This window comes from Corallococcus sp. CA049B, from assembly GCF_003611685.1.
GTDB lineage: Bacteria > Myxococcota > Myxococcia > Myxococcales > Myxococcaceae > Corallococcus > Corallococcus coralloides.
Genome location: NZ_RAWC01000084.1, coordinates 1 through 18,326, shown reverse-complemented (window position 1 = coordinate 18,326; position 18,326 = coordinate 1). Strand labels below are relative to the sequence as shown.

At 69.4% G+C, this 18,326-nt stretch carries 11 protein-coding genes and 1 pseudogene; 10 read left to right on the top strand and 2 right to left on the bottom strand.

Going from position 1 to position 18,326, the window contains the following annotated elements:
• Positions 1-4 precede the first annotated feature (4 nt).
• Genes D7W82_RS40560 through D7W82_RS19700 form a run of 3 tightly spaced genes read left to right on the top strand, consistent with a single transcriptional unit; the run spans position 5 to position 6,260 of the window.
• On the top strand, positions 5-4,612 hold the full coding sequence (locus D7W82_RS40560; RefSeq protein ID WP_158617696.1) for a hypothetical protein: 4,608 nt from the start codon (positions 5-7) through the stop codon (positions 4,610-4,612).
• Between the two features lie 35 nt (positions 4,613-4,647).
• The gene (locus D7W82_RS19705; protein WP_171425132.1) at positions 4,648-5,841 is read left to right on the top strand and encodes a GNAT family N-acetyltransferase; all 1,194 of its coding nucleotides are present in this window, start codon (positions 4,648-4,650) and stop codon (positions 5,839-5,841) included.
• A complete protein-coding gene (locus D7W82_RS19700) occupies positions 5,823-6,260 on the top strand; it encodes a serine O-acetyltransferase (RefSeq protein ID WP_120619821.1) in 438 nt (145 codons plus the stop codon). The genes D7W82_RS19705 and D7W82_RS19700 overlap by 19 nt, the downstream gene beginning before the upstream one ends.
• A 4-nt stretch (positions 6,261-6,264) precedes the next feature.
• Here D7W82_RS19700 and D7W82_RS19695 read toward each other — a convergent pair whose 3' ends face one another.
• Both D7W82_RS19695 and D7W82_RS19690 read right to left on the bottom strand, forming a co-directional pair.
• Positions 6,265-7,323, bottom strand: a complete 1,059-nt coding sequence (locus tag D7W82_RS19695) for a triacylglycerol lipase (RefSeq protein ID WP_120619820.1) — start codon at positions 7,321-7,323, stop codon at positions 6,265-6,267.
• 142 nt (positions 7,324-7,465) lie between these two features.
• Positions 7,466-8,017 (bottom strand): hypothetical protein, encoded by a 552-nt coding sequence (locus D7W82_RS19690; protein WP_147439396.1) that lies wholly within the window; start codon positions 8,015-8,017, stop codon positions 7,466-7,468.
• Positions 8,018-8,337: 320 nt separating this feature from the next.
• On the opposite strand from D7W82_RS19690, the gene D7W82_RS19685 reads away from it, so the two are divergent.
• The 7 genes and pseudogenes from D7W82_RS19685 to D7W82_RS41005 all read left to right on the top strand — a co-directional run.
• Positions 8,338-9,744: a DUF3696 domain-containing protein gene (locus tag D7W82_RS19685; RefSeq protein ID WP_120619818.1), complete on the top strand. Its 1,407-nt coding sequence runs from the start codon at positions 8,338-8,340 to the stop codon at positions 9,742-9,744.
• On the top strand, positions 9,741-10,265 hold the full coding sequence (locus D7W82_RS19680) for a hypothetical protein (RefSeq protein WP_120619817.1): 525 nt from the start codon (positions 9,741-9,743) through the stop codon (positions 10,263-10,265). Before D7W82_RS19685 ends, D7W82_RS19680 begins: the two co-directional genes overlap by 4 nt.
• Positions 10,265-10,945 (top strand): RNA ligase family protein, encoded by a 681-nt coding sequence (locus D7W82_RS19675; RefSeq protein ID WP_120619816.1) that lies wholly within the window; start codon positions 10,265-10,267, stop codon positions 10,943-10,945. Before D7W82_RS19680 ends, D7W82_RS19675 begins: the two co-directional genes overlap by 1 nt.
• Positions 10,946-11,157: 212 nt before the next feature.
• Complete coding sequence (gene alaS, locus D7W82_RS19670) at positions 11,158-13,851, top strand: alanine--tRNA ligase (RefSeq protein WP_120619815.1); 2,694 nt, start codon at positions 11,158-11,160, stop codon at positions 13,849-13,851.
• Positions 13,848-14,513 (top strand): hypothetical protein, encoded by a 666-nt coding sequence (locus D7W82_RS19665; protein WP_120619814.1) that lies wholly within the window; start codon positions 13,848-13,850, stop codon positions 14,511-14,513. The genes alaS and D7W82_RS19665 overlap by 4 nt, the downstream gene beginning before the upstream one ends.
• A pseudogene (locus tag D7W82_RS19660) lies at positions 14,510-14,797 on the top strand (TIGR02266 family protein); the annotation flags it as partial. The gene D7W82_RS19665 and the pseudogene D7W82_RS19660, both read left to right, overlap by 4 nt.
• Positions 14,798-15,769: 972 nt before the next feature.
• Positions 15,770-18,326, top strand: a 2,557-nt coding sequence (locus D7W82_RS41005) for an Hsp70 family protein (RefSeq protein WP_233587804.1), incomplete at its 3' end; no start/stop codon positions are given.

Sequence of the window (18,326 nt, the reverse complement as noted above, 5' to 3'; positions counted from 1 at the left end):
AGCAATGAATAGCTCTGGCCGCGACATGCACCTGGCGAACGAACCTCTCGAGTCCCAACTGCTGGAAGCCCTGCCCCCGCTGCACCGTCGCGTGCGCGGGGCCCAGGTCGAGGTCCTGGCCCAGCGGCTCATGGAGTCGTGCCCCCGCCCCGCCGGCCTGGAGGGACTGGCCCCGTGGCTGGGCGTCGCACTGGAGGCCCTGGAGACGGAGCTGGCCGCGGTCCACGCGGAGATCATCCAGTTCACCCGTCAGCACAACGAGGCGCTGGATGACGCCGCCCGCCGCCAGGTGCTGGTGGAGCACATCCAGGCCACGGTGAAGGACCGCAAGGACCGCAAGGAGGACCTGCGCGCCCTGGACCGGTGGATGGGCTTCGACGCCCTGCGCGAGCGGCTGGAGAAGCGCCGCCACAAGCTGCTGATCGAAGAAGAGACGGCGCTCCGCGCGCTGACGGGCGTGCTGGGCCAGGCCCACGCGCAGGAGCTGCGACCCGCCGCCGTGCCGCTGGCGAGGCAGCTCTTGGACCGCGCCGTGGACGCGCCCCGGGCGCAGAACCGCTCCGCCGCGCTGGAGGCCTTCCGGCAGCTCGCGCAGACGGTGCCGGGCGTCGCCGCGTCGCTGCCCGAGGTGAGCCCCACGCTGACGAGCCTCGCGGGCCAGGAGGACGTGAGCCCGTTCTTCCAGGCGGAGGCCCTGCGCGCGCTGCTCACGGTGGACGCGCTCACGGGCCTGGCCCTGCTGCGCCAGCGGCTGCGCGCGAAGGCCCCGTCGGAGAAGGACTTCCTCTTCCGCCGCCAGGTGCTGGAGCAGTGCGCGCCGCTCTTGTCGGAAGAGCACCGCATGCCGCTGCTCACCGAGGTCGCGCACCACGACCCGAGCGAGTACGTGCGCATGGGCCTGTGCGCCCTCATCGCGCAGCGCCCGGACGGACAGCCGCTGCTGCGCCGTCTGGCGGGCCTGGAGCAGGTGCCGGCCGTCGCGGGACAGACGCTGTCGGAGCCGAGCCCGCGCGTGCGCACCTCCGCCGTGCTGGCCGCGGTGGACGCCGCGCTCGCAGCTCCAAAGGTGAAGGGCCCTGCCCTCCAGGTGCTGGTGGACGTGCTCGGCCGTGACACCGCGCCGCTCGTGCTGCGCGTGTCGTGCGAGCGCGCCGCCGCGCTGGCGGAAGCGCTGGGGGCCGCCGGACTGGGCCCCGCGCACGCGGCGCTCCTGGACGCGGTGGAATCCCTGGCGACGCAGCCGGGCGCCACGGGGCCGGTGGTGGAGGCCGCCGCCGCCGCCGCGCAGGTGCTGCGCCGGGTGAAGGACCCGGTGCGCCAGGCGTGGACGGCGTTCCTCGCGGACCGCGTCTCCAAGCTCCGCCCGGGCAGCCGCACGCGCATCCCGCTCCAGCCGGCGCCGGAGAACCTTCCGCCGATGCCGGAGGGCCCGGCGTGGCTGGGCGCCATCCTCGCGGACCTGTCGCAGGACGGGCACGGCCTGTACGCGGAGCGCACGGACACGACGCTGACGCTGTGGCACGGCGACCGGCAGGAGCGCCGCCTGTGGCGCATGTGGCACGAGCTGGGCCGCCCCGCGCCGAACAAGCGCCAGGCGTTCCTGCACACCACCGGCCGGGTGATGTCCGGCACGCTGCGCGCGCACCCGGGCCACCTGGATGAAGTCACGGAGACGCTGGTCCCCGGCGAGCGCGTCCACGTGGCGAGCCAGGGCAGCTGGGGCCGTCACCTGCCCACGGTGGACGACCTGCTGGACATGCCGCTGTCGAAGGACGGCAAGGTGCACCTGTTCAGCAGCCACGGCGAGACGGTGCTGGTGCCGCCCGCCTCGCGCCTGCGCCGGCTGACGAACCGGCTGAAGGTGTCGAAGGACTACCGGCGGCTCGCGTCGCTGCGGCTGGACTCGCTGGGAGGCGAGGAGCCCCGCGAGCGCCGCCGCTTCGTGGAGCAGGTGGAGCGCGAGCTGGGCGTCCAGGTGCGCTTCACGCCGTACGGTCAGCACAAGCAGCTCCCTGCTCCGCTCGCCACGCTCTTCCACGAGCCGGAGGCCGCGCCGAAGCCGGCGTCCACGCTGCACACGCCCGCGCTGCTGGGTCTGCAGAGCGGGTTCCTGGCGCTCCTCACCGAGCGCATCATGGAGAACGAGGGCTACTTCCTGGGCATGGGAGGCAACGGCATCGCGGCGCTGGGCCTCTTCACCGCGGCGCTCTTCTCCGTCTTCCTGGGCGACACGTACGTGAAGCGCCAGAACGTGCGGAAGTCCCGGGAGAAGATTCCGCTCGTCATCGGCGGCTGGGGCACGCGCGGCAAGTCCGGCACGGAGCGCCTGAAGGCGGCGCTCTTCTCCGGCATGGGCTTCGAGGTCTTCGCGAAGACGACGGGCTCGGAGGCGATGTTCGTGCACAGCGCCCCGGGCGCCGGGCCGTCCGAGTTCTTCATCTTCCGCCCCTACGACAAGGCCACCATCTGGGAGCAGAAGGACATGGTGGAGCTGGGCGCGCGCCTGGGCACGGAGGTGTTCCTCTGGGAGTGCATGGCGCTCCAGCCGAACTTCGTCGAACTGCTCCAGAACGACTGGATGAAGGACGACTTCGCCACGCTGACCAACGCCTATCCGGACCATGAGGACATCCAGGGCCCCGCGGGCATCAACGTCGCGTCCGTCATCACCAACTTCATGCCCAACGGCGGCCGGGTGGTGACGACGGAGGACCACTTCCTCCCCCTCTTCAAGCAGGTGGCGAAGGAGAAGGACACCACGCTGCTGCACAGCGCGTGGTGGGAGGCGGAGCTGATTCCGGAGGAGTTCCTCGCCCTGTTCCCCTACCGCGAGCACCCGCGCAACATGGCGCTGGTGGCGACGCTGGCGGAGCAGCTCGGCGTGTCGCGGCCGTACGCGCTGGCCCTGATGGCCGAGCACGTGCAGCCTGAAATCGGAGTGCTGAAGGTCTTCCCGCCAGCGAAGGTGCGCGGGCGGCAGCTCCAGTTCATCAACGGGCACTCGGCGAACGAGCGCACGGGCTTCATGAACAACTGGATCCGCACGGGCCTGGGGGACGTGGATCCGGACGCGAACCCGGAGCGCGCGGTCATCACGGTCATCAACAACCGCTGGGACCGCGTGTCGCGCTCGGAGGTGTTCGCGCGCATCATGGTGGAGGACGCGCCCGCGGACCGGCACGTGCTCATCGGCACGAACCTGGAGGGCCTGCAGAAGTACGTGCGCGACGCATTGGACCGGCACCTGCTGAGCACGGAGGTCGTCGCGGCGGAGGAGGTCGCGAGCCCCGAGGGTCAGGCCCGCGCGGAGGCGCGGCTCGCGAAGGAGCTGGCGAAGCTGAAGGTGCCGCGTCCCACGATTGCCACGTTCATGGACCGTCTCGAGCGGTACGCGGCCGGCGCGGGGCTCCAGGCGACCGCCACGCTGGCGCTGACGGCGGCCGTGGGGAAGGCGCTGGAGGGCGGAGACGACGACGTGGGCGTGGAGAAGGTGCGCCGCGCGCTGGAGCGCGAGGTGGGCCCGCTCATCGACGAGGCGCTGGCTCCGGCGACGCGCGCGCTGCCGCAGGCGCTGCCCGAGGTGCTGACGGCCGCGACGCGGGACGAGGTGCGCGAGCACGCGCTGTACCTGCTGGCGCGCATGGCGGTGCACGCGCGGCTGAAGGCGCTGCTGCCCCGGGGTGAAGCGGATGCGCAGGGGCGCGTGAAGGCGTTCCACGCGAAGTTCCGCGACGCGTACAAGGCCCTGATGCTGGAGCAGCTGGTGCCGGTGTCCGACTCGCAGGCGACGGGCGACCAGGTGGTGGACGCGTGCGCTCGCGCGGTGGCTCCCGGGATGCAGGTGAGCATCATGGGCGCGCAGAACATCAAGGGCACGGGCCTGGACTGGGTGTACCGCTGGATGGCGCTGGACCGGGTGACGACGGCGCTGAAGGCGCTGGAGGGCACGTCGGTGGAGGCGCGGCGGCGGGCGCTGGAGTCGCTGGAGACGTTCGACGACTCGGGCTTCGTGGACGCGGGCCTGGCGCGCACGGTGCTGCCTGGGCTCGTCAGCAGGGCCGCGTCGCCGGATGAAGCGGACCGGCTGCGCAAGCTGGCGGAGCGCTCGAGGGCGCGGCACGAGTTGAAGATTTCGGCGCTGACGCACACCGCGGCGGGCGGCGCGACGCAAGTGGTGGTGCGCAAGCTGGAGAAGGTCTTCGACTACCTGGACAGCGTGACGCGCCGCCGGCTGAGCGAGATGTTGCTGGAGGACCTGGAGACGGGCCGCGTGTCGCATGCGCGCGCGGCGGTGGAGACGCGCAAGCTGTACGAGCGCCAGAAGGGCGGCTGGCTCTTCCGCGGCCTCAAGAAGCAGCCGAAGCTGGCGCCGGTGCCGGGGGTGGAGGCGCCCACGCCCGTCATGCCGGCCCCCGCGGAGGCGGTGTTCAAGGCGACGGTGGAGCTCCCCGGCACCAAGGTCCCGGTGCAGGTGCACCACGTCCCCCTGGACACCCACGCGCTGACGAAGATCGAGGGCCCCGTGCTGCTGCGCGACGAGCCCTTGAAGAAGCAGGGACCGGACGTGCTGGGGCCCGAAGCGGCGGATGACGCCGGCGAGCCGCTGTCCTGAGTCCTCCCGAGACAGAGACCCGAGGAGCGATGTTCATGGAGGAGAGTCCCATCACGGACGCGGTGCTCGGGGAACGCGTCCCTTCCCGCCCCCGCCTCAAGGCGGTGGAGCCCCTGACGCGCGGGCGCGTGGAGCCCCTGTGCGTGGAGGAGGTCCGGAGCCTCGCGGCCTTCAATGCCTTGGAGGCGGAGTGGAACGCGCTGGTGAAGCGCGTGGACGACCAGGTGTTCCACCGGCACGAGTTCGTGCGCTGCTGGGTTGAGAACTTCGCGCCCGGCGCGGCCCTGCGCATCCTGACCGCGAGGAACGCGCTGGGCATGCTGGTGGCGGTGCTGGGGCTCCAGGAGGAGCAGGGCCACCAGTACGGCGTGCCGGTGCGGCAGCTGTCGTCGCTGACGAACAAGCACTCGTGCCGCTTCGACCTGGTGGCGGAGGAGCCCCGGCGCGCCGCGGTGGCCTTCCTGTCGCATCTGATGGGCGACCCGAGCTGGGAGGTGCTCCGGCTGTCGGACGTGCCCGAGGGCGGCGCGGCGTGGGAGCTGCTCGACGCGGCGAGGGGCGCGGGAATGCCCTGGGGCGCGTGGCCGAGCGCGCGCTCGCCCTACCTGGTGTTGCCTTCCACGGTGGCGGCGTGGACGAAGGGCCGGAGCAACGCGAAGCCGCTGCGCAGAAGGCGCAGGCGCCTGGAGGAGAAGGGCCGCGTGGAGGTGGAGCGTGTGGCCGAAGTGGAGGGCCTGGGGTCGAAGCTGGAGGAGGCCTTCGCACTGGAACAGAGCGGCTGGAAGGCGCAGGAAGGCACGGCCATCGCGCAGGCGGAGCACCGGCGCGGCTTCTACACGGGGCTCGCGCGCACGGCGGCGGAGCGCGGCTGGTTGGGATTGTATTTCCTGCGGTTGGACGGACGGGCCATCGCGTTCCAGTACGGGCTGGAATACGCCGGCCGCTATCTGGCGATGAAGCCGGGCTACGATGAGACGCTGGCGGAGGTGAGCCCGGGACACCTGCTGACGGAGAACCTGATCCAGGACTGCATCGGAAGGGGCCTGGGCGAGCTGGACTTGTTGGGAGATGACGCTCCCTACAAGCGCGAGTGGACGGAGCAGGTCCGGCAGCACCACTGGCTGTTCATCTACCGGGACACATGGATGGGGCAGGCGTTGCAGCGCTCGAAGTTCCGCTGGGTCCCCGTGGCGAAAAGGATGGTGGGCAGATGGGTCCGACGGCGCTGACGTTCTACCGGGCCGCGAAGCGGCTCCAGGCGCTCCCGAGGCTCGCGACCATGGTGGCCACGGTGGGCGACCGCCTCCACAACAGCCACGTGGACACGAAGGCCGTGCTGCACCCCACGGTGGAGCTGGGCTACGGAGGCATTGGCGTCATCATCGCGCCGGGCGTGGAGATTGGAGAGAAGAGCTTCATCTCCCAGAACGTGAGCCTGGAGCCCCTGCCCGGCGTGGACGGAGTGCCCCGCGTGGGCCGCGACGTCTACATCGGCGTGGGCGCGCAGGTGCTGGGCCCGGTGGTGATTGGCGACGGCGCGAAGGTTGGCGCCAACGCCATCGTGCTGGAGGACGTGGCGCCGGGGACCACCGTGGCGGGGATTCCGGCGCGCGAGCTGAAGCAGAAGGTCCCGCCCACGGGGACGTGACGATTCAGCCGCCCTTGGGCATCTTCAGCGCCATCGCGACCAGCGAGAGGGTCAGGTCCTCGGGCTGGTAGGGCTTGAAGGGGTTCAGCGTCGTGCCGGTGGAGTCCAGGTGATCCAGTCCGGACAGGGTCACGGACTTGGAGCCGGGGATGAACGCGTCCTGCGGGAGCACCAGGCCGTCCGACTTCACGCCGTAGCGCTGGTGCATGTACTCCTGCATGGCGAACAGCGGCGACGTGGGGTTCGCGGTGGTGGAGGCCATGGAGACGGTGGGGATGCCCGGCGGCATCGGGTGCTTCGCCAGGAACTCCTTGCGCGAGTCGTACGTCAGGTCCTCACCCGCCTGGATGCTGCCGCCGAGCGCCTCGACAGCGCCGCCCACGCCGTAGCGCACGAGCGGGTTGTCCAGCAGGTCCTGCGCCATGGGCGAGCCGCCGTAGGGCGACTGGATGGTGACCAGGGCGCGCACGTGCTCCTGGAGCTCGGGGTACATCGACAGGGCCGCCGCGGAGTCCAGGCCGCCCTTGCTGTGGCCGATGAGCACCACCTGCTTGCCGTTCTTGGAAGCTTCCAGCACGGCCTGCCGGACGATGGCGGCGTTGTGCTCCACGCCCATGTCCGTGTCCACGGGCACGCGGCCGACCTGGAGGCCCTGCGCTTCGAGCGCGTCCAGGTTCTTGTCGAAGTAGACCTGCTTGGGCGCGGCCTCGGAGAGCAGACCGCCCACCGCCAGGAACACGCAGTTCTTGGCCTCGGGGGGCATCACGTTCTGGCCCGCGCGCACGGCCTGGTTGAGCTTCATGAACTCCGCGGTGGAGTCCTTCGCCGGCGGATACGCCTTCTGGATCCAGCCGATCTTGTCCGCCTCGCCCTTGCCGGGCCAGGGGATGGGGAGGCGCAGGGCATTGACCTGCTGCGACCCCGCCTGAGCCACCGACGCGAAGCTGTCCCCCTTCACGATGGCGTTGAAGCCCTGCGCGCCCTTGGCCCGGGCAGGGGCTTCCTGAGCGACCCGCGTCTGCGCGGACGGCGTGAGGCTGGAAGGACGCGTGACCTGGACCATGAGGGGACCTCGGGAGGGGGAGCCGAGTTGAGCAGCAGGGAGGCTTGCCTACATTGTCGGTCCATGGCGCCGGGAGTTGCGTGCCCGTTCCAAGTCCGTGAGAAGCCGAGACTCAGAGCATGTGTCGCAGCGCGGCGAACTCTCAACGGGCCCATCGATAGCGGACCTGGAATCCCATGGGCAGCGTCTTCCAGTAGGTCGCCGGCCAGGGTCGCATGACGGTCCAAACCTCGCTCCCAGGCACCAGCACCTGCGAAGGCTCCATGGATTGCCAGGCGAACTCCGCCTCCGCGACCTCACGACTCCCCGCCTGGATGCAGACCTCCCGTCGCCGACGCGAACTCGTGGAGTAGCGGTTCCAATCCGGCCGGGTCAGTGACTCCCACGCGGCCCCGCCCTCGGGCGTCAGGCCATACCAGAAGCCCGAGTAGCGTCCCGGCTTGCACGAACTCACCGCGAGCGCGCTTTCAATCTCCGGGAGCGTCCGGACGAGAGCGTCTGTTTCAGAGTGTTTCACCCTGATGAGCCCGGCTTCGCAGAGGGAGGCCAGCATTGGCGCCAGCTCCCGCGCCTCCAACCCGTGGGTGCGCCGGTTGAGGATGACCTCGATGTCGGGGCTCCTCAGGACCGCCAGGTTCTCCCTCAGCTCGACGACGGCATCCAGGAACCAGAAGCTCCTGCGATCAATACGCATGACGAGGCCCTGGCGAAGCAAGCTGCTCGCTCGCATGTGGGCGGGGCCAGCCTACCGCGACCGGCACACCGGTCCAGGAACTGCTGAGCCTCAAGTTCCATGCGGAGCCAGCCGAGAGCAGGTGGTGGTGGATGGCTCCGAGTGCGGCAGCGCCCGGACGGGTTCGCCATGGGGCCACGTTGTCCTATCGGCCCAACGCGCGCGGTCCGCGAGCCTCGCCGGGTCGAGAGGAGAACCAGGAAGTGAAGCTGCGCTGAGCGCGGATGGACGCATCCATGCTCCGCACGAAACCGAAGAAGGAGTGAGGTAGAACGGGCGGCATGCTCAAGAAGCTCCACCTCCAGAATTTCAAGGCGTGGAAGGACACGGGCGACATCCAGCTCGCGCCGCTCACGATGTTCTTTGGAACGAATAGCTCGGGGAAGACGAGCCTCCAGCAATTCCTCCTCCTCTTGCAGCAGACAGCACAGTCGCGAGACCGGAAGCGCGTGCTCCACCTGGGCGACGAGAGCACTCCCGTCGATATGGGGACCTTTCCGGAAATGCTCTTTCGCCAGGATCCTGCCGCGCTCCTCCGCTTCAACATGGAGTGGAGCATCAGGGTGCCGGAGGAAGGAGGGCCGGCCACAATCAAGGTACCCTCCACCACGCAAGGCAAGGTGGAGAACCTGCCGCTTCTTTCCCGCTCCTTCGAGGCCCTGATTGGCCAAGAAGACAAGCAGTCCGCCAGAATCGAATTAAAGCAGTTCATCTATCGGCTGAACACACCACGGTCCACGTACGGCATCGGCATGGCCAGGCGCGCGCAGGGGCCAGGGTACGAATTACTTCAGGAGAACTTGGCGTTTGCCAGGAAAGAAGCTGCAGGGGAGGCGCTATCAGCCCCCATTCACTTCTACGGGTTCCCTCATGAAGCCGATGCGCACTACAAGTTCCCCGGCGACATCGACAGCCTTGCGCTCGAATTCGAAGACCAACTGGACGCAATACAGTATCTGGGCCCCCTGCGAGTGCCGCCTCGAAGAACCTATCTCTGGTCGGGTGAGGCCCCCGAGAACGTAGGCGAAGACGGCCGCCTCACGGTTGCCGCGCTTCTCGCTTCGAATGAGCGCTCAATCCAGGTGGAGGACCACCCTGGCCGGCCTCTTGCGCAATTGGTAGCTGAGAAGCTGGTCCGCATGGGACTGCTGGAGTCCTTCGAGGTGCGGCCCATCGCCCCCAACCGGAAAGAGTACGAAGTCTTTGTTCGCACTCCTGGCAGCCCGATGGCGGTTCGATTGCCAGACGTTGGGTTCGGCGTGTCCCAGGTCATGCCTGTCTTGCTTCAATGTTTCTATACCGAGCCCGGCTCCACATTGCTCTTCGAGCAGCCTGAACTCCACCTTCATCCCAAAGCACAGACGGAACTCGCGGACGTCTTCATCGATGCGATTCACGCCAGTGAGGATGGACAGCCTCGAAACATCCAATTGCTCGTTGAGAGCCACTCCGAGCACCTCTTGCGCCGAATCCAGCGGCGCATCGCGGAAGGAAAACTGCTGCCGGAGGAGACAGCCCTCTACTTTTGCTCACCCGGTCCTGAGGGCTCGCGCATCGAGAAGCTGAAGCTTGACGAGTACGGGAACATCATCAACTGGCCGAAGGACTTCTTCGGCGACGACATGGGCGACCTCGTCGCGATGACCGAGGCGGCGATGAAGCGCCAGCAGGAGCAGCCCCCCCAATGAACGCGTCCCCTGCGCTATTCGTCGTCGACACCAATGTGCCGCTCACCGCCAACAACGCGAACACGGTCAGCCCCGCGTGCGTTCAGGCCTGTGTCCGGGCGATCAACTCCGTGACCCAGGGCGGACGCATCGTTCTTGATGACAACTGGCTCATCATCAACGAGTACAAACACAAGCTGTCTCCCACGGGCCAGCCAGGCGTGGGAGATCGCTTCCTCAAGTGGGTCCTGACCAATCACGCCAATCCGGCTCGCTGCGTCCGGGTCGCGCTGACGCCACGCCAGGACGACCCCCGCGACTTCGAGGAGTTTCCCCGTGACCAGGCGCTTGCCGGCTTCGATCCCTCGGACCGCAAGTTCGTCGCGGCAAGCTGTGCCCACGAGGAGCGGCCGCCCATCCTCCAGGCAACGGACAGTAAATGGTGGGGACTGCGGAGAGAGCTCGAGCGCTGCGGGGTCCGCATCCACTTTCTCTGCCCCAAGGACATCGAGGAGCTCCACGAGCGGAAGGGTGGGGAGTGATGACTGACGACTTCTTCAAGTTCCCCCACACCCCGCACCTCGCCTGGCTTTCCGCCAGGCCGGTACGCCATGACAAGGTGCTCTCTCCACCTGAGGCGCGCGAGTTCCTCGATGGCGAGGTCCTCATCGAGGAGAAGATCGACGGGGCGAACCTTGGCATTTCCGTAGGCCCTGAAGGCGAGCTGCGAGCCCAGAACCGCGGCGCCTACCTCGGTCCCCGAGCATCCCCCCAGTTCCAGCCGCTGTGGCCCTGGCTTGAGACGAGGCGCCAGCAGCTTGTCGAGACCCTGGGCCAACACCTGATGCTCTTTGGCGAATGGTGCTTCGCGGTCCACAGCGTGCACTACGACGCCTTGCCCGACTGGTTCCTCGCCTTCGACGTCTACGACAAGCAGGCCGGACGCTTCTGGTCCTCCCCGAAACGAGACGCCCTCGTGGCCTCGCTCGGCCTCGCGGCCGTCCCTACTGTCGCGCGCGGGCATTTCACGGCGGACGACGTGGTGAACCTGCTCGGCCCCTCGCGCCTCACCCATGCACCCATGGAGGGCATCTACCTCCGTCGCGATGAGGGGGACTTCCTGCTCGCGCGCGCGAAAATCGTTCGTCCCGAGTTCGTCCAGGCCATCGAGGAACACTGGTCGTCGCGCCCTCTGGAGCGAAACACCCTGGCTCCGCGATGACGCGATAGGGGGAGAGGACTGGAGCGCGATGGCCGGAGGGACGCCCGAGCATGGAACCTGGGGCCCCCAAGCGTTCACAGCAGGCCACCCACCCCGCCCCCGGCCGCTCCCCTGCCCCCCGGTCGTCAGCCCTGCCTACATGGCCCGTCCCAGGGGGGATGACCCGTCCAGGAACTGCTGCGCCCGGCCCTCTTGTGGCATATACCCACACCATGCCTTCCGCCCTCACCGCCTCCCAGATCCGCGAGGCGTTCCTCCAGTTCTTCGAGGAGCGCGCCCACCGCCGTGTCGCCTCCTCCTCGCTGGTGCCCGTTGGCGACCAGACCCTGCTGTTCACCAACGCCGGCATGGTCCAGTTCAAGGACGTCTTCACCGGCCGTGAGCAGCGCGACTACCGCCGCGCCACCACCTCCCAGAAGTGCGTGCGCGCCGGCGGCAAGCACAACGACCTCGACAACGTGGGCTACACCGCGCGCCACCACACGTTCTTCGAGATGCTCGGCAACTTCTCCTTCGGCGACTACTTCAAGGCCGACGCCATCTCGTTCGCCTGGGAGTTCGTGACGAAGCGCCTGGGCCTGGCCATCGACCGGCTCGCCGTCACCGTGTTCAACGGCGAGAACAACATCCCCTGGGACGAGGAGGCCTTTGATCTCTGGGCGAAGGAGGGCGTGTCTCGCGACCGCATCCTGAAGCTCGGCTACAAGGACAACTTCTGGGCCATGGGCGACACCGGCCCGTGCGGCCCCTGCTCGGAAATCCACTACCACCAGGGCGACGACATCCCCTGCGTGGAAGAGGCCGCGGGCAAGAAGTGCCAGGGCGTCGCGTGTGATTGCGACCGGTGGCTCGAAATCTGGAACCTCGTGTTCATGCAGTTCGAGCGCAAGGAGAAGGACGCGCCCCTCATCCCGCTGCCCAAGCCGTCCATCGACACCGGCGCCGGCCTGGAGCGCATCGCGGCCGTCGTCCAGGGCAAGCGCTCCAACTACGACACCGACCTCTTCCAGGACATCCTCGCCACTGTCAGCGAGCTGTGCGGCAAGCCCTACACGCAGGAAGGCGGCGCGTCCCAGCGCGTGGTCGCGGACCATGCCCGCGCCACCGCGTTCCTCGTGGCCGACGGCGTCCAGCCCTCCAACGTCGCGCGCGGCTACGTCCTGCGCCGCATCATGCGCCGGGCCATCCGTCACGGTGCCACGCGGCTGGGCATCAACGAGCCCTTCTTCTTCAAGGTCGTGGACCGCGTCATCGAGCTTATGGGCGACGCCTATCCCGAGCTGCGCGATGGTCGCACCTTCATCCTCGAGGTCGCCAAGCACGAAGAGGATGGATTCCGCCGCACGCTCGACCGCGGCCTCAAGCTGATGGACGAGGAGTTGGCCAAGCTCCAGGCCTCCGGCGGCAAGCTGCTTTCCGGCGAGGTCGTCTTCCTGCTGCACGGCACCTACGGCTTCCCGTGGGACCTCACGCAGATCATCGCGCGCGAGCGCGGCTACGACGTGGACCTGGAGGGCTTCAACAAGCTCAAGGGGAAGGAGGCCGACGACCAGGACTTCCACGGCGAGAAGAAGTCCACCACGGAAGTCTTCCAGACCGTCCTCTCGCGCACCGTCCCCACCCAGTTCCTGGGCTACGACGGCGAGGGCCACGAGGGCGAAGGCAGCGTCATCGCCCTGGTGCAGGACGGCGTGGAGGTGCCGCAGGTCTCCGCGGGTGCCACGGTGGACGTGGTGCTGGACCGCACTCCGTTCTACGGCGAGTCCGGCGGCCAGCTGGGCGACACGGGCCGCATCGTCGCGCACGGCGGCAAGACCGTGGTGCAGGTGAAGGACGCGCAGCGCCCGGTGCAGGGCCTCATCGTCCACAGCGTGGAGGTGAAGGAAGGCACGCTGAAGGTCGGCGACATGGTGCAGACGTCCGTGGACGTGGAGCGCCGCAAGTCCATCCGCGCGAACCACTCCGCCACGCACCTGCTGCACAAGGCGCTCAAGCGCGTGCTCGGCGAGCACGTGAAGCAGGCGGGCTCCGTCGTCGCGCCGGACTTCCTGCGCTTCGACTTCTCGCACTTCTCCCCCGCCACCCAGGAGCAGCTGGAGCAGGTGGAGGACCTGGTGAACACCTGGGTGCGTGACAACGCGGACGCCCAGACGCGCGTCATGAACATCGACGACGCGAAGAAGTCCGGCGCCGTCGCCATGTTCGGTGAGAAGTACGGCGACACCGTGCGCGTCGTCACCGTGCACCCGGAGTCCACGGAGCTCTGCGGCGGCACGCACGTGAAGCGCAGCGGCGACATCGGCCTGTTCAAGGTGACCAGCGAGAGCGGCGTCGCCTCCGGCGTGCGGCGCATCGTGGCCGTGACGGGCGTGGGCGCGCTCCAGTTCGTGCGCGAGCAGGAGCACGAGCTCAAGAAGGTCGCGGCGCTGTTGCGCACGAACCCCAAGGAGGTCGCTGTCCGCGTCGAGGCCACCCAGAAGCGCGTGAAGGAGCTGGAGCGCAAGGTGGAGGAGGTCTCGGTGAAGGCCCAGTCGGCCTCGCAGAAGGACCTCCTGGACCAGGCGCGCGAGGTCAACGGCATGAAGGTGCTGGCCACGCGCGTGGACCCCGCGGACGACAAGGTGTTCCGCGGCATGGCGGATCAGCTGCGCGACCGCATCGGCTCGGGCGTCATCGCCATTGGCGGTGAGAAGGACGGCCGCGCCGTCATCCTGGTGGCGGCCACGAAGGACGTCGTCGCCAAGGGCATCAGCGCGGGCAACCTGGTGCGCGAGATGGCCAAGGAAGTGGGCGGCAAGGGCGGCGGCAAGCCGGACATGGCGCAGGCCGGCGGCCCTGACGCGGACAAGCTGCCCGTGGCGCTCGAGAAGCTCTTCGAGCTGGTGAAGGGCGCGAGCCCGGCGTGAGTCCTCGCGCTTCATCCCGCCCCCTGGCGTTCCTGGCGGCGGCCCTCCTGTGGGGGGGCTGCACGAAGGAGGCCTCCACGCCCGAAGAGGGCCAGGAAGCCGACGCGCGCACGCTCCAGAAGCTGCGCGCGGAGGCGGACCGGGTGAAGCAGGGCGGCGCCGTGGCCACGCGTCCGCAGCCGCCCCAGCGCGAGCCAGAGGAGTCGAAGCTGGCGGGCCTGGCCGCGGGCATGGGCGACAGCGGCCCGCGCAAGCTGCGGCTGCCCGAGCGCAACGACACCGTGCACGTGGACACGGTGGCGATGAAGGTGACGGGGCTGGAGGCGTCGCACTCGGTGAAGGGCTCCAGCAAGGCGGGGCTGAGCCTCACGACGGAGGACCTGTTCCTGCGCGTGGAGCTCATCACCCAGAACGTGGGCGGGATGCCCGCGCCGCTGACGCTGGAGGGCGTGAAGCTCACGGACGCGAAGGGGCAGACGTATCCGCTGGCGCGTGACGCGCAGGCGGTGGCCGGCACGAAGCCCCTGCCCTCCACGTGGGCGCCCGCGCAGCGCACGGAAGTGGCGCTGCTGTTCGAGGTGCCACCGGACGCCGTGCAAGACGATGGGCTGGCGCTCGTGGTGCAGGGCTCCGGCGGGGACGTGCGGATCCCCTTGCGATGACCGGGCCGGCCCCCAAGCTCCTCCCCCTGCGCATCCGACTCCCGTACACGGGAGAGGAGGAGTTCATCGAGCGGTATGGCTCGAACGTGGGGCGTGGTGGAGTGTTCGTGGCCACCCGAGCGCTCAAGCCGGAAGGCACGGGGCTGGCGTTCGAGTTCGTCCTCGCGGACGGCACGCGGCTGTTGCGCGGCGAAGGCGTGGTGCTGAAGGCGGACGCGGGGAGCGCACGCACCGGGATGACGGTGCGCTTCACCAAGCTGGACGCGGCGAGCAAGGCGCTCATCGATCGCATCGTCGCGCGGCGGAGCGGCACGGAGGTGGCGCCGCCGGGGCTGGTGCGACGGACTCCGGCCGCGAATCCGGCACGGCCTGCGTCCGGCAGCGAGGCGCCGGCACCGGTGGAGCCTCCGGCGAAGGTGGCCCAAGAGGAACCATGGACGCGCGCCGCGCCGCCGAAGGCGTCCATGACGTTGCCGGCCGTGAAGCTGCCCGTCGCGGAAACGCCGCCGGACCTGGCGGAACCCGATGAGCCGGTGTCGCTGTTTCCAGAGCACGCGGTCGAAGAGGAAGAGGAGCTGGCGCCGCTCCTACCGGCGGTGGACTTCCCGCGGAAGCCACGGAGGCCTCCGGCAGGCCTGGATGCGCTACGGGCGACCCAGGAGATGTTCACGGTCCAGCCAACGACTCCCGCGTCCCGCGGAGTCCAGGCCGGGGAACGGACGCCCGCGCTCTCTGGCACCTTCGCGGCCGTGAGGGCGCCGGAGCCTCCCGCGGAGCCACAGCAGGTTGATGCGTCCGAGGCGGGGGCGAACGCGCCGGCGGATTCAGCCGCGGCCGATGAAGCTTCGCGTTGGGAGGCGCCCACAGGTAGCGAGAACACCCCTGCGGCTTCATTCACCGACGCCTCTGCTGGGGATTTCACTCCGAACACAGCGGACGCCCCCGCTGCGCCGGAGGCCGATGACGGTCGCGAGGAAGCGCAGTCCGCGGTGCTTGAGCGGGACGACTCCGTTCCGGAGGCACCCGGAGACGAAGCGCCTCCGCCGGAGTCAGCGGCATCAGGAGTTCCTGACGCTGGCGAAGCCTCCGCGCACCCCTTCACTCCCGCGTCCGTGGACGCGTTTGATCCGAACGCCGTGCTCGGAGCCGCGCACACTCCCGGGCATTCCGGGTGGACCTCTGAGTCCACGACGGAGGCGACTGGTGACACGGCCTCCGCGTTCGCGGACACGACAGGCGAAGCGGAACCGGCAGCCGTGTCCGGCGAGATGCAGGCGGACTCCGATCCGGCGTTCGACTTCGACGTCGACCTCAACATGGAGCCGGAGGAGGCCCCCGCTCCCGCGGAGCCCGATTCCTCGTTCGCACCGGGCGCCCATGCGACGGAAGGCGCCGAGGAGGCGCCGCTCCCTCCGGAAGAGAGTCATTCCCGGGCGCCCGAAGACTCCGACGCCGCCGAGGGCTCGACGGAGGAGACACTCTCTGCAGCGGAGACCTCCTCGGCTGCCACGGACTCCGAGGTAGCAGAAGACGCTCCCCAGGCGACGTCGCAGCCCGTGGAGCTCCATGCGGCGGATGCGCCGAAGGAAACGCTTCTTCCTCCAGAGCCAGTCGCGACGCCGAGCGAACGGGAGGCCGAGCGCCTTCGCGCGTGGGGCATCGACCCGGACTCCCTTCCACGCACGCTCCGCACGGACTCGGAGGATGAGGATCCGTTCGCCGCGGCGCTTGAACAAGCTGTCGGGGCCACGGACACCCACGAGTCGAGCACGGAGCCCGAGCGCGACACGCAAGCCGTCACGACCTCCGCGGATGCGCCTACGGCGAGTTCGGACCGTGCGCCCGAATCCGTCTCCGCGCCTCCACTGGAAGAAGAGGACGCATCGACGGTCGTCGTGGTCGAACTGCCGACCGAGGATGCATGGACGGCGCTCGTCGGCTCATCTGCGCTCTCTTCCTCCGAAGACGCGGCGTCGGTCCAAGCGCCAGAGCACGAAGAGGCACTCGCTTCGGTGCGGGCCGCGGAGTCCCACGAAGAGACGCAGTCCGAGGCACCGGCCACGGTGACGTCCGAGGAGACTCCGGCTCCGACGGTGTCCACCCCGTCGGTCGTGTCCTCCTCGAATGAGCTCGCTTCCGACACGGAGCCGCCCGCTGAGGAGTCGACGCCGCTCCAGGTCTCCACCAGCGACTCCGCGTCACCGGTCGCTTCGGGCGAAGCCACACAGCACACCGAAGCGAGTGCTCCCAGCGGCAACGAAGCCACCACTCCGGTCAGCCCGGCCGACGAGCAATCGCCGCGGGAATCCACCGCGGCGCAGCCCACACGGAACAACGAGGCCTCCGGCGCGGACAGCTCGACTTCGGAACAACCGCCTGCGCTGATCTCCGCCGAGCCACAGTCCGCCGCCGCCAGCGAGACCACCGCACAGGTCGGTACGTCTTCGCAGCAGGCCTCCCCCACGGAGCAGTCGCCTCGTTCCAGCGAAGCCGCCTCGCCCATCAACGCGGCGTCAGGACAGCCATCGGCCGCCGAAGACTCTCGGCTCTCCAGCGAAGCCGCCGCGCCCATCAACGCGGTTTCGGAACAACCGCATCCTCAAGCATCGGCCGCGACAGAGTCGCCACGCGACAGCGAAGCCGCCGCTACCATCAGCGCGGTTTCGGAACAGCCTCTTCCACGCGCATCGGCCGCGACAGAGTCTTCTGGCGCGAGCGAATCCGCCGCCCCCATCAGCGCGGCGTCGGAGCAACCGCAGCCCCAAGCAACGGTCGCGACAGAATCCCCGCGCGCCAGCGAAGCCACCGCGCCCATCAGCGCGGCGTCGGAGCAACCGCTGCCTCAAGCAACGGCCGCGATAGAATCCCCGCGCTCCAGCGAAGCCGCCTCGCCCATCAGCGCGGCGTCGGAGCAACCGCTGCCTCAAGCAACGGCCGCGATAGAATCCCCGCGCTCCAGCGAAGCCGCCGCGCCCATCAGCGCGACGTCGGGACAACCATCGGCCGCGACAGACTCCCCCCGCTCAAGCGAAGCCACCGCGCCCATCATCGCGGCGTCGGGACAACCATCGACCGCGACAGACTCCCCCCGCTCAAGCGAAGCCACCGCGCCCATCAGCGCGACGTCAGGACAGCCATCGGCCGCGACAGATTCCCCGCGCGCCAGCGAAGCCACCGCGCCCATCAGCGCGGCGTCGGGACAACCATCGGCCGCCGAAGACTCTCGGCTCTCCAGCGAAGCCGCCTCGCCCATCAGCGCGACGTCGGGACAACCATCGGCGGCAGCCTCCCCGGGCTCCAGCGAAGCCAGCACGGCCGAACCACAGCCGCCGTCCCAGACCTCCATCGCGCTCCCGCCCCCACGGACCGACGAAGCCGGGCCGCCGCCTTCCACTGACACACAGAGCACCGCGCGCAGCCGCCGCCGCACGTTCTTCGACCTGGCTCCCGCCGTTCCCGTCACCCCGCCCGCGGCGGCGGAGGTCGTGCTCGGCATCGACGTGGGCACTTCGCACGCTCGCGTCGCCGCGTTCATCGACGGCGTCGCCACGCCCATCCCCCTCCCCGGCACCGACGGCTCGGGCCTTCCCTCCGTCATCGCGGTGAACAGCGCCGGAGAGTTCCTCGTCGGTGCCGCCGCCCTCGCCGAAGCGGCCCGCGCCCCCCGCCGCGCCGCGACCGGCCTCAAGCGCCTGCTCGGCCTGCGCGCCCGCTCCCCCAACCTGCGCTGGCTCTCCCCGCAGCTCCCCTTCCCCGTCGCCACCGACCGCCAGGGTGACGCGGGCGTGGAGCTCGATGGCCACCTCATCGCGC

Coding starts and splice junctions, on each gene's coding strand:
- D7W82_RS40560 (WP_158617696.1), top strand. CDS start 5: ATGAATAGCTCTGGCCGCGACATGCACCTGGCGAACGAACCTCTCGAG.
- D7W82_RS19705 (WP_171425132.1), top strand. CDS start 4,648: ATGGAGGAGAGTCCCATCACGGACGCGGTGCTCGGGGAACGCGTCCCT.
- D7W82_RS19700 (WP_120619821.1), top strand. CDS start 5,823: ATGGGTCCGACGGCGCTGACGTTCTACCGGGCCGCGAAGCGGCTCCAG.
- D7W82_RS19695 (WP_120619820.1), bottom strand. CDS start 7,323: ATGGTCCAGGTCACGCGTCCTTCCAGCCTCACGCCGTCCGCGCAGACG.
- D7W82_RS19690 (WP_147439396.1), bottom strand. CDS start 8,017: ATGCGTATTGATCGCAGGAGCTTCTGGTTCCTGGATGCCGTCGTCGAG.
- D7W82_RS19685 (WP_120619818.1), top strand. CDS start 8,338: ATGCTCAAGAAGCTCCACCTCCAGAATTTCAAGGCGTGGAAGGACACG.
- D7W82_RS19680 (WP_120619817.1), top strand. CDS start 9,741: ATGAACGCGTCCCCTGCGCTATTCGTCGTCGACACCAATGTGCCGCTC.
- D7W82_RS19675 (WP_120619816.1), top strand. CDS start 10,265: ATGACTGACGACTTCTTCAAGTTCCCCCACACCCCGCACCTCGCCTGG.
- alaS (WP_120619815.1), top strand. CDS start 11,158: ATGCCTTCCGCCCTCACCGCCTCCCAGATCCGCGAGGCGTTCCTCCAG.